An 11,290-nucleotide genomic window follows, 5' to 3' on the forward strand; every position below is an offset into this window, starting at 1 on the left:
GGCCTTTGATCTGTCTTCTCTGACGGGTTGAAGGCCGGCGTTTTCACGTCCGCTCCGCCCCCTTTTCTCGCCGCGCCCCGTCCCTCAAGGCTTTGCACCGCTCATCCCGCCCCACGCAACTTCCCGCTCTGGCGTGAATCGTACTTATCTCATGACTGCTTCCGAATAAGCTTCATGCGGGTTGGGAAATCTTTTCGGGACAAGGTAATGCTATCTTCGGAACTGGATGGCGATCTACGTGCGCGAGGCCGGCTTTGGCGCGACCCCATGCGTAACGCGCGCCCGGTCCGCACTGTCTTTCGGATTCGCCATGACAACGCAAACCATCCGCTTTTATCACCAGGGGTCCGTCCGTGAGGTCGCGGGCGTCCCGGCGACGCGCACCGTGCTTCAGCACCTGCGCGAGGATTTGCATTGCACGGGCACCAAGGAAGGCTGCGCGGAAGGCGACTGCGGCGCCTGTACGGTCGTCATCGGCGAACTGGACGCACAAGGCGGCCTCGCGCTGAAAGCGGTCAACGCCTGTATTCAGTTCCTGCCGACGCTGGACGGCAAAGCCCTTTTCACCGTCGAAGACCTGCGCGCCGCCGACGGCGCCCTGCACCCCGTCCAACAGGCCATGGTCGATTGCCACGGCTCGCAGTGCGGTTTTTGCACCCCCGGCTTCGTGATGTCGATGTGGGCGCTGTACGAAAACCAGCCGGCCGCCGCCGGCCTGCCCACCCGCGATGAGATCAACGCCGCGCTGTCCGGCAATCTGTGCCGCTGCACCGGCTACCGGCCGATTGTCGATGCGTCGCAGAAAATGTTCGACTATCCGCAATACCCACGCGTGACGCTGGACCGCAAAACGATCGCCGACAAGCTGCGCGAGATCCAACGCCGCGACACCTTCGAATACAGCGCGCCCGATACGCGTGGCGCTGCGTTCGGCTCACCCACCTTCCATGCACCGGTCTCGCTCGACGCATTCGCCAAACTGCGCGCCGAGCACCCACAAGCGCGCCTGCTGGCAGGCAGCACCGACGTCGGCCTCTGGGTCACCAAGCAGTTCCGCGATCTCGGCGACATCCTGTACATCGGCAACGTCGTCGAATTGAAAACAATCGAGCGTGACGCGCAGACGCTGACGATCGGCGCCGCCGTCACGCTCGAAGACGCCTACGCGGCGCTCGCCGTCGATTACCCTGAACTGGCCGAACTGTGGACGCGTTTTGCGTCGCTGCCGATCCGCAATGCCGGCACGCTCGGCGGCAACGTCGCGAACGGCTCGCCAATCGGCGACTCGATGCCCGCGCTGCTCGCGCTCGACGCCGAAGTCGTGCTGCGTCACCGTGCTAAAACTCGCGCGCTGAAGCTCGACGCCTTCTACCTCGGCTATCAGAAAACCGCGCTCGCGGCAGCCGAATTCGTCGCCGCGCTGCGTGTGCCGCGTCCAGCGCGCGATCTGCGTTTCCGCACGTACAAAGTGTCAAAGCGTTACGATCAGGACATCTCCGCGGTGTGCGCCGCATTCGCGCTGCTCATCGGCGAAAACGGCACGATCAGGGACGCCCGTATCGCGTTCGGCGGCATGGCCGCGACGCCTAAACGCGCCGCGCAAACCGAGGCCGCGCTGATTGGCGCACCATGGAACGAAAGCACCGCGCGGCAAGCGATGAACGCACTCGTCGCCGATTACCAGCCGCTCACCGACATGCGCGCCTCGAGCGCCTATCGACTGAAGGTGGCGCGCAATCTGTTGTGGCGCTTCCACCTCGAAACGCGCGATGACGCGCCGCTCGCCCTCTTCGACGTGAATGCGTTCGCGTACGAAGCCGGCGCGCCCGACGCGGCCGTTGCGAAGGAGTCGTCGTGATGAACCGGACCGATGCTTTCGTCGAACCTGCTGTGCACCAGGCTGACAAGCACGCCGCCGTTCAGGAGAGCGAGACGGCGATCGGCATTTCCTTGCCGCACGAATCGGCCGCGCTGCATGTGAGCGGCGAAGCCACCTACACCGACGACGTCCCCGAATTGCAAGGCACGCTGCACGCGGCGCTTGGGTTGTCGCGGCATGCGCATGCGCGGATCGTGTCGCTCGATCTGGACGCTGTCAGAAAATCGCCTGGCGTGATCGCGGTGCTGACCGCTGAAGACATCCCCGGCGAGAACAACTGTGGCCCGGTGCTGCACGACGATCCAATTCTCGCTGTAGACGAAGTGCTGTATCTCGGCCAACCGGTGTTTGCGGTGATCGCCGAAAGTCATGAACTCGCACGGCGCGCCGCAGCGCTGGCTAAAAGCGACGACGTGGTGCGATATGAACCGCTCGAGGTCATCCTAACGCCAGCCGAAGCGAAAGCCAATAAGCAATTCGTCCTGCCGCCTCTGCATCTGAGGCGTGGCGAACCCGATGCGAAAATCGCCGCCGCGCCGCATAAGATCCGCGGCACGTTCGAAGTCGGCGGTCAGGAACAGTTTTATCTCGAAGGCCAGATCGCGTACGCCGTGCCAAAGGAAATGGATGGCATGCTCGTCTACAGCTCGACGCAGCATCCGAGCGAAATGCAGCAGGTCGTCGCGCATATGCTCGGCTGGCCGGCGCACAACGTCGTGTGCGAATGCCGGCGGATGGGCGGCGGCTTCGGCGGCAAGGAATCGCAATCGGCGGTGTTCGCGTGCGTGGCATCGTTGGCGGCGAAGCTGCTCCGCCGCCCGGTCAAACTGCGTGCCGACCGTGACGACGATTTCATGATCACTGGCAAGCGGCACGACGCGGTCTACGAGTACGAAGCGGGCTTTGACGATAGCGGCCGAATCCTCGGCGCGCGCGTTGAAATCGCCTTGAGGGCCGGCTATTCCGCTGACTTGTCCGGTGCGGTCGCGACCCGTGCCGTCTGTCACTTCGACAACGCGTACTACCTGTCCGACGTCGACATCGTCGCGCTGTGCTGCAAGACGAATACGCAATCGAACACCGCATTCCGCGGCTTCGGCGGCCCGCAAGGCGCGCTGGTGATGGAAGTGATGCTCGACAGCATCGCCCGTCAATTGCACTGCGATCCGCTCGACGTGCGGCTCGCCAACTACTACGGCATCGGCGAACGCGACACGACGCCGTATGGACAACGCGTCGACGACAACATCATCGCGCCGCTAACGGATGAGTTGCTTGCAACCAGCGACTACCGCGCGCGCCGCGAAGCGATCGCGGCGTTCAATGCAAAAAGTCCGGTGCTCAAACGCGGCCTCGCGTTCTCGCCAGTGAAGTTCGGCATCTCGTTCAACGTGCCGTTTCTGAATCAGGCCGGGGCGCTGGTGCACGTGTACAAAGACGGTTCGGTACTCGTCAATCACGGCGGCACCGAAATGGGCCAGGGGTTGAATACGAAGGTCGCGCAAGTCGTCGCGAACCAGTTCGGCCTGCCGCTTTCGCGCGTGCGCGTGACGGCGACCGATACGTCGAAGATCGCCAACACCTCGGCGACCGCCGCCTCCACCGGCAGCGACCTGAACGGCAAAGCCGCCGAAGCCGCTGCGCGGACCATTCGCGACAGGCTCGCCACACTCGCGGCGAAGCAACTGGGCGGCAGCGCCGATGCAGTGGAATTCGCCAGCGGTGAAGTGTCGGTGAACGGCGGTGCGATGCCATTCGAGCAACTGGTCGCCGCAGCGTATCTGGCGCGCGTGCAGTTGTGGTCGGACGGGTTCTATACGACGCCGAAAGTGCACTGGGACGCGAAAACGCTGACCGGTCACCCGTTTTATTACTTTGCGTACGGTGCGGCCGTGTCGGAAGTGGTGATCGACACGCTGACCGGCGAATGGAAACTGGTGCGCGCGGATGTGTTGCACGACGCCGGCCAATCGATCAATCCGGCGATCGATCTCGGCCAGGTGGAAGGCGGCTTCATTCAGGGCATGGGCTGGCTCACCACCGAAGAATTGTGGTGGAACCGCGATGGCCGCCTGATGACGCACGCGCCGTCGACGTACAAAATTCCCGCCGTCAGCGATACGCCCGCGGCCTTCAATGTGCGCCTTTACCAGAATCAGAACGTCGAGCCGACCGTGTTTCATTCGAAGGCAGTAGGCGAGCCGCCGCTGCTGTTGCCGTTCTCGGTATTTCTCGCGATCCGCGATGCGGTTGCGGCCGCGGTGCCGGGTGCGGAACATGCACCCGCGTTGCGCGCACCCGCGACGCCCGAAGCAATTCTCGACGCGCTGGACGCGTTGCAATCGCCTGGAACGACAACGGAACCCGCGACAGGACAACCGGCGGAACAAGCAGCGGCAGCGGCAGCCTCAACCGCCACCACGCCGGTTTAGCAATTTGATGAAACGGTGAGCGACGTTAAGCAACTTAAAGCCTGGGCCCGACGCGACACGAACGCGTCCCGCCACACTCAACCGGTCGCACGGACACCCCCGCGGCCACGTATGGAGAACCGCCGGATGCAAGCCTGGCTACCTGACCTGCAACAACTGCTCGCGCACGGCGACGCCGCCGTGCTGGTGACGGTCGCACGCGTCGAAGGGTCGGCGCCCCGCGAAGCCGGCACCAAGATGATCGTCACGCGCGATTCGGCCAGGCATACGATCGGCGGCGGACATCTCGAATGGAAGGCCATCGAGACCGCGCGCCAGGTGCTGCGCGACGGCATGCGCTCGCCGCATATGCGCCGCCTCGAACGTTTCGCGCTTGGCCCCAGTCTCGGCCAGTGCTGCGGCGGCGCCGTGATTCTCGCTTTCGAGCGCCTCGACATCGGCGACCTCGGCTGGATCACCTCGCTCGCGAAACGCGTGGCCGCGGGCCTTTCGACGGTGCGTAGCGTATCATTCGGCCCCGCACCGGATGCGGTGATGCTCTCCGACCCCGAACCGGGTGTCGATGCCTCCGACTGCCTGCTGTGGGACGGCGCCGGTTTCGACGACAGCGGTGCTCTGCTCACCGAAACCATCGCGCCAGGCGACTTCCAGGTCGTGCTGTTCGGCGCCGGTCACGTGGGCGCGGCGCTGGTTCGCGTGCTGGCCACGCTGCCTTGCACCGTGCGTTGGGTCGACGAGCGCGACGCGCAATTTCCGCCCGCGGAAACGCTGCATGCGCCGAACGTGAAGATCGATCCGAACGACGCACCCGACGAAGCCATCGACCAGGCCGCGCCGCACACGTACTTCATCGTGATGACGCACAACCATTCGCTCGATCTCGAGTTGGCCGAGCGCATTCTGCGGCGTGGCGATTTCGCCTTCTTCGGCATGATCGGCTCGCACAGCAAGCGCAAGCAGTTCGAACATCGGCTGGCCGCGCGTGGCATCGATCCTTCGCAGATTGCGCGGATGAAGTGCCCGCTCGGCGTCGACGGCATCGTCGACAAGTCGCCGGAGATCATCGCGATCTCCGCGGCTGCTCAAGTGTTGCAGGCAGTGGAGGCGAATGCGGGCGCGCACGCGGCGCAGACGGTCTGATTTGCCGCACAATCGACCTGCCGCCCCACAGCGATTGCGTCCTGTCCTGCATCCCGCATCCGGCGCGAACCGACTCCAACGAAATGCTGACCGACCATGAATACAACGACTGCTACCCCTACGCCACTCATCGAGAAAACCGCTCGCGCCCCGAAGGCCGAGTTACACATTCATATTGAAGGTTCGCTCGAACCCGAGCTGATCTTCGCGCTTGCCGAACGCAACGGCGTGAAGCTCGCGTACGACTCGATCGAAGCGCTGCGCGCCGCGTATGCGTTCACCGATCTGCAATCGTTCCTCGACATCTATTACGCCGGCGCAAGCGTGCTGCTGCACGAGCAGGACTTCTACGACATGACGACAGCGTATGTCGAACGCTGCCTCGCCGATAACGTGATCCACAGCGAAATCTTCTTCGATCCGCAGACGCATACGGAACGTGGCGTACCGATCGCAACCGTCGTCGCCGGCATTGATCGCGCGTTGGCAGATGCGGAAAAGCGCGGCATGACGAGCAAGCTGATTCTGTGTTTCCTGCGCCACCTATCGGAAGAAGACGCGCTCGCCACGTTCGAAGAAGCGCTGCCACTGTTCGAGCAGTACAAGCACCGGCTGATCGGGGTAGGTCTCGATTCGTCCGAACGTGGTCATCCGCCGTCGAAGTTCGAACGCGTATTCGCCCAAGCACGCGCGCTCGGTCTGAAGCTGGTCGCGCATGCGGGCGAAGAAGGCCCGCCGTCGTATATCTACGAAGCGCTCGATCTGCTGAAAGTGGACCGCGTCGACCACGGTGTGCGCAGCATCGAAGATCCGGCGCTCGTCACGCGCCTCGCCGATACGCGCGTCGCGCTGACCGTGTGCCCCCTGTCGAACCTCAAGCTCTGTGTGTTCGACGACATGACCAAACATACGCTGAAGGACCTGCTCGATCGCGGCGTCGCCGTCACGGTGAATTCCGACGATCCCGCTTATTTCGGCGGTTACGTGAACGCCAACTATTTCGCCACCATCGACGCGTTGAAGCTCAACGATGCCGAGGTCTACACGATCATCCGCAACAGCTTCGAAGCGTCGTTCGTCACGCCCGAGCAACGCAGCGAACTGATCGCGAAGCTCGACGCGCACTGGCACCCAGGCGGCCCGCACTGACGGGCCAATGAATGGCAGCCGGCGGCGGCACGGGTTCGTTTCACACCCAGAATCAAGCCGCCGTCTGCGCTGTTTAGCTCCTCACAAATACGGAGACGGTTTTTCATGACTCAATCGGCACAATCAGCCCAACGCGCTCAATCAGCATTCCGCGCACAACTGCTGACCTTCAACGGCGATCCTGCACAATCGCCCAACGCGGCGGTCTTCAACGAGGACGGTTTGCTGATCGTCGAAGACGGCCATGTCGTCGCGGCGGGCGCGTATGCGGCGCTCGCGTCGCAACTCGCGCCGGGCACCTATGTGCAGGAAATGCGCGACAAGCTGATCGTGCCGGGTTTCATCGATACGCACATTCACTATCCGCAGACCGACATGATCGCGTCGCCGGCGCCGGGTCTCCTGCCATGGCTCGACACGTACACGTTCCCGACCGAGCGCCGATTCACCGATCCGGAGTATGCACGCGATACGGCGAGTTTCTTTGTCGAAGAACTGCTGGCTTGCGGCACGACCACCGCGCTCGTGTATTGCACGGTCCACAAGGAATCGGCTGACGCCCTCTTCACCGAGAGCGAAGCGCGCAATCTACGCATGGTGGCCGGCAAGGTGCTGATGGACCGCAACTGCCCCGAGTTTCTGCGCGACACCGCGCAATCGGGTTATGACGACAGCGCCGAGTTGATCGGCCGCTGGCACAACCGTGGCCGCCAGATGTACGCGCTCACGCCGCGTTTCGCACCGACCTCGACCGAAGCGCAACTCGAAGCGTGCGGCGTGCTGGCGGCCAAGCATCCGGACATCTTCATCCAGAGCCACGTCGCGGAGAATACCGACGAAGTGAAATGGGTCGCCGATCTGTTCCCGGGCCACCGCAGCTATCTGGACATCTACGATCACTACGGCCTGCTGCGCCGCCGCGCGGTGTATGGCCATTGCATCTACCTCGACGAGGAAGACCGCAAACGCATGGCGCAAACCGGCACGGTCGCCTCGCATTGCCCGACCTCGAACCTGTTCCTCGGTAGCGGCCTGTTCGACTTCGACAAGGCCGACGAAGCCGGCATGCCGATCGCACTGGCAACCGATGTCGGCGGCGGCACCTCGTTCTCGATGCTGCAAACCATGAACGAAGCGCACAAGGTCGCACGTCTGACCGGCCATCATCTGACGGCCACGCGGATGTTCTATCTCGCCACCGCAGGCGCTGCCGAAGCGCTCGATCTGGCCGACAAGGTCGGCACGTTGAAGCCGAAGTCAGAAGCCGATTTCGTCGTGCTCGATCCGCAAGCCACGCCGCTGCTCGCACGCCGTACCGCACGCACCGAATCGCTCGAAGAACTGCTGTTCGCGTTCGCGCTGCTCGGCGACGACCGCGCGATTTACGAAACGTATGCCGCGGGCAAGCGCGTGCATCGTCGCGACGACGTGCGGCAACACGCATCGCGCGCGGCGAAGATCGCGGCCTGATTGGATCCGTGAGCCGAGCCTGAACTGATTCAGGCGGTTGAATGAAAAACGGCGCTTCCTTCAGGAAGCGCCGTTTTCATTTGCCCGTGCCGTGCGGCCCGATCAATGGTCAACGGTGAGTGCACACGTCGTGCAACGCATTCAGACGGCGTACTGGATCGGCGACATACGGATTCGACTCATCCCACGCGTAACCCGCCAGTACCGCGCTGATCATGCGGCGGATCGACGGCGTCTGGTCCGGATAAAAAATAATGTCCTGCAACTCGCCCGTGTACCAACGTTCGACAAAGGCACGGAACGTATCGATCCCCTTGCGCAACGGTACGTCGTAAGCAGCCGACCAGTCGATCTGCTCGCCTTCCAATTGCCGGTTCAACGTTTGCACGGCGAGACGCGCGGAACGCAACGCAATCGTCACGCCGGACGAGAACACCGGATCGAGAAATTCGCCCGCATTCCCGAGCAACGCATAGCCCGGTCCATGCAAACGCTCGACGTTTGCCGCGTAGCCGCCGATGTGACGCACCGGCATCAGAAACGGTGCATTGCCGATCAACGGCCCGAGCGTCGGCTCCTGCTGGATCAACCCCCGCAATTTCGCGTCGCGCCCAGCTTCCGGCACATCGAGGAAACTGGCCTCGGCGACACAGCCCACCGACGAACGGCCGCCCGCCAGCGGAATCATCCAGAACCATACGTCGCGGCGTTCCGGGTGCGTCGCCACACAGATCTTGTTGCGATCGGTCACGCCGGCCGGAATGCCATCGCGTACGTGTGTGAAGATCGCGGCACGTGTCGGCATGCGCGTAGGCGCTTCGAGGTTCAGCAAGCGTGGCAGCACGCGGCCAAAGCCGCTTGCGTCGAACACGAAGTGCGCCTCCACTTCATACGCGCTCTCCGCTTCGTCGATCACGTCGAGCACCGGCTTGTTGCCATTTTCCCCGGTTTGCATCGCGCGCACCGTATGGCCGAAACGCACGTCGGCGCCCTGCTGGGCCGCGCAGCGAATCAGAATATCGTCGAACACCGCGCGCTCGACCTGGTACGTGGTGCCCCACCCCGGCGAATGCTTGTCGCGGAAGTCGAACGCCGACGACTGGCCGCGGTGAATGAAATGCGCGCCGTTCTTGTACTGGAAACCGGCTTCGACCACCGCCTGCAGCATGCCCGCCTCTTCGAGGTAGGCCATGCTTTGCGGCAGCAAACTTTCGCCGATCGAGAAGCGCGGAAAATGCTGGCGCTCCAGCACCAGCACCGAGCGGCCCGCCCGGCGCAAGAGCGCCGCCGCGACTGCGCCTGCCGGTCCCGCACCGATGATCGCTACGTCGACGGTTATGCGCTTTGACGAATGTGTACTCAAGGTTGCCTCAATCGTTTGCTTGCACGGAACAGCGTTACGCTGCATCCTTACTTTTCGTTACAATTACGCTTCACAGCAAGAACAAATTTCGTCGGAGCCCAGCGTGTCGCCATCCGAAACATCCAATGTGCCGTTCGTGCCGGAAACGGCCTTCGGAATCTGGTTCTTGCGCACCTACACGTGGGAACATCACGTCCTGCGGGTCGCGATCAACGACCTCAAACGCCTGATCGACGCGCCCTTGCCTGCCGCGCCGGTGATCCTCGACGTCGGCTGCGGGCAAGGCATTTCATTCCACCTGCTTGCCGACGCGTTCAAGCCGCGCCGCCTCATCGGTGTCGATTTTCACGAACCGTCGCTGGCGCTTGCCGCCAATGCAGCCGGCGCGTGCCGCGACAAGCTCGCCGATATCGACGTGCTGCACGGCGACTGCGCGCAATTGCCGCTGCCCGATGCCAGCGCCGACATCGTGTTCTGTCATCAAACCTTCCACCATCTCGTCGAGCAGGACCGCGCGCTCGCCGAATTCCGCCGCGTGCTCAAACCGGGCGGCATCCTGCTGTTCGCCGAATCCACCGACGCGTACATCAAATCGTGGGTGATCCGGCTGCTGTTCCGCCACCCCATGCACGTGCAGAAAAGCGCCGACGGCTACCTCGACATGATCCGCCGCGGCGGTTTCCGCTTCGAGCAGCGCAACATCTCGCTGCCGTATCTCTGGTGGAGCCGCGCGAAAGACTTCGGCCTTCTCGAACGCCTCAGCCTGTACCACCCGCAACCCGGCAAGCGTCGTGAAACGCTGGTCAATGTCGCGGCAGTCAAGGCAGATTGAATTTCGCCAGTGCGGTGGCATGCCACCGCACTGGTAAGCATCACGGCGTGTCTGTTTGCGTGCTTGTTTGCAGCTCACACCATTTCGGTGATCATTTACCGCGCAGCGTCACCACATCGCCCTTCAGCGCCACACCAGCAATTACCGCACCCGCGCCACACGTGAACTCCGTCGCGCTCTCACGCACTTCGTTCTTGTAGTTGCTCTTGATGTTGATCACGGCATTACCGCCTTCCTTACGCGCGCGATCCTGCAACTCGATCACCGCCGAAAGGAACACGTGCTGGCACGCGGCCAGGTCGCTCTTGCCGAAGGCGTTGGTCTTCTTGTTGGTCGCGAATTCGCCCATCGTTTTGACCACGGCCGGATGCTGCTGGCCCGCGAAATACAACGCGATGTCGTCACTGACCTTGCCCGGTTCGCTCTGCAGCGCCGGCGCAACCGGATAGTTATCAACCGTGTCGCGAGCAAAAGCCTGAGTAGCGCTCAGCGTGGCGAGCGAAGCGAACAGCGCGGCAAACAGCAGATTGCGTTTCATCGAGACTCCTGAGTGGTTTTTGTGGTTTTTGTTGCTTTAGTGAGTTCTGAATTCGATTCGACCTAGTTCGCTTCCAGCACGACAAGCTGGCCGCTCACCGCGATGGCAGCCGCGCTCGGGCTCACGCCGCAGGTAAAGTCGGTCGACGAGTTGCTCTCGGTGCTATGAAAGCGCGTGGATACGTCGATCACGGCGTTGGCGTTGCGTTCGCGGGCCGCCGCGCGCAGTTTCTGCACGGCTTCGGCTAGCGCTTCGTGGCATGCGTCGTCGGGACTCGCCACCTTGCGCGCGATCCGTACCGAGTAGGACACGTCGCCCAACCTGGCCGTCACCGCCGGGTGGCTCTGCTGGCCGAAATACACGGGCACGCCGCCGCGCGACTGACCGCCAGCCGCCGCGAGCGGCACCGACTTCACGTCTGTGGCACATCCCGCCTGCGTCAGCACCACCACCGCCAGCGCACCCAGTACAAAAACTCTTTTCATTT

9 protein-coding genes are annotated in these 11,290 nt (G+C 63.1%); 6 read left to right on the top strand and 3 right to left on the bottom strand.

The window, feature by feature from the left end; translation table 11 throughout:
* Positions 1 to 310 precede the first annotated feature (310 nt).
* From xdhA to guaD, 5 genes are all read left to right on the top strand, one after another.
* Positions 311 to 1,858, top strand: a complete 1,548-nt coding sequence (gene xdhA, locus PQQ86_RS14920) for a xanthine dehydrogenase small subunit (RefSeq protein ID WP_408268060.1) — start codon at positions 311 to 313, stop codon at positions 1,856 to 1,858.
* Positions 1,858 to 4,311: a xanthine dehydrogenase molybdopterin binding subunit gene (gene xdhB / locus PQQ86_RS14925; protein ID WP_408268064.1), complete on the top strand. Its 2,454-nt coding sequence runs from the start codon at positions 1,858 to 1,860 to the stop codon at positions 4,309 to 4,311. The genes xdhA and xdhB overlap by 1 nt, the downstream gene beginning before the upstream one ends.
* 126 nt (positions 4,312 to 4,437) lie before the next feature.
* Positions 4,438 to 5,451, top strand: a complete 1,014-nt coding sequence (xdhC, locus tag PQQ86_RS14930; protein WP_408268066.1) for a xanthine dehydrogenase accessory protein XdhC — start codon at positions 4,438 to 4,440, stop codon at positions 5,449 to 5,451.
* Positions 5,452 to 5,547: 96 nt separating this feature from the next.
* The gene (locus tag PQQ86_RS14935) at positions 5,548 to 6,600 is read left to right on the top strand and encodes an adenosine deaminase (RefSeq protein WP_408268069.1); all 1,053 of its coding nucleotides are present in this window, start codon (positions 5,548 to 5,550) and stop codon (positions 6,598 to 6,600) included.
* A gap of 105 nt (positions 6,601 to 6,705) precedes the next feature.
* Entirely contained in the window at positions 6,706 to 8,070 is a 1,365-nt protein-coding gene (gene guaD / locus PQQ86_RS14940; RefSeq protein WP_408268071.1) for a guanine deaminase, read from the top strand.
* A gap of 109 nt (positions 8,071 to 8,179) precedes the next feature.
* On the opposite strand, the gene PQQ86_RS14945 is transcribed toward guaD, so the two are convergent.
* Positions 8,180 to 9,433 carry an NAD(P)/FAD-dependent oxidoreductase gene (locus PQQ86_RS14945; RefSeq protein WP_408268073.1) on the bottom strand — a complete coding sequence of 418 codons (1,254 nt, stop codon included), beginning with the start codon at positions 9,431 to 9,433 and terminating at the stop codon, positions 8,180 to 8,182.
* Positions 9,434 to 9,536: 103 nt separating this feature from the next.
* On the opposite strand from PQQ86_RS14945, the gene PQQ86_RS14950 reads away from it, so the two are divergent.
* Positions 9,537 to 10,265, top strand: a complete 729-nt coding sequence (locus tag PQQ86_RS14950; RefSeq protein WP_408268075.1) for a class I SAM-dependent methyltransferase — start codon at positions 9,537 to 9,539, stop codon at positions 10,263 to 10,265.
* A 91-nt stretch (positions 10,266 to 10,356) separates the two neighbouring features.
* Here PQQ86_RS14950 and PQQ86_RS14955 read toward each other — a convergent pair whose 3' ends face one another.
* Together PQQ86_RS14955 and PQQ86_RS14960 are read right to left on the bottom strand one after the other, a co-directional pair.
* Positions 10,357 to 10,803, bottom strand: coding sequence for an excinuclease ABC subunit A (locus tag PQQ86_RS14955; RefSeq protein WP_408268078.1), 447 nt, complete (start codon positions 10,801 to 10,803; stop codon positions 10,357 to 10,359).
* A gap of 62 nt (positions 10,804 to 10,865) precedes the next feature.
* Positions 10,866 to 11,288 (bottom strand): signal peptidase, encoded by a 423-nt coding sequence (locus PQQ86_RS14960; protein ID WP_408268080.1) that lies wholly within the window; start codon positions 11,286 to 11,288, stop codon positions 10,866 to 10,868.
* Positions 11,289 to 11,290: the final 2 nt, after the last annotated feature.

This window comes from Paraburkholderia sediminicola, from assembly GCF_046026675.1.
GTDB classification, from domain to species: Bacteria; Pseudomonadota; Gammaproteobacteria; order Burkholderiales; family Burkholderiaceae; genus Paraburkholderia; species Paraburkholderia sediminicola_F.

What these genes read in the sequence shown, in the direction of transcription:
- xdhA (WP_408268060.1), top strand. Translation starts at nt 311, where the DNA reads ATGACAACGCAAACCATCCGCTTTTATCACCAGGGGTCCGTCCGTGAG.
- xdhB (WP_408268064.1), top strand. Translation starts at nt 1,858, where the DNA reads ATGAACCGGACCGATGCTTTCGTCGAACCTGCTGTGCACCAGGCTGAC.
- xdhC (WP_408268066.1), top strand. Translation starts at nt 4,438, where the DNA reads ATGCAAGCCTGGCTACCTGACCTGCAACAACTGCTCGCGCACGGCGAC.
- PQQ86_RS14935 (WP_408268069.1), top strand. Translation starts at nt 5,548, where the DNA reads ATGAATACAACGACTGCTACCCCTACGCCACTCATCGAGAAAACCGCT.
- guaD (WP_408268071.1), top strand. Translation starts at nt 6,706, where the DNA reads ATGACTCAATCGGCACAATCAGCCCAACGCGCTCAATCAGCATTCCGC.
- PQQ86_RS14955 (WP_408268078.1), bottom strand. Translation starts at nt 10,803, where the DNA reads ATGAAACGCAATCTGCTGTTTGCCGCGCTGTTCGCTTCGCTCGCCACG.
- PQQ86_RS14960 (WP_408268080.1), bottom strand. Translation starts at nt 11,288, where the DNA reads ATGAAAAGAGTTTTTGTACTGGGTGCGCTGGCGGTGGTGGTGCTGACG.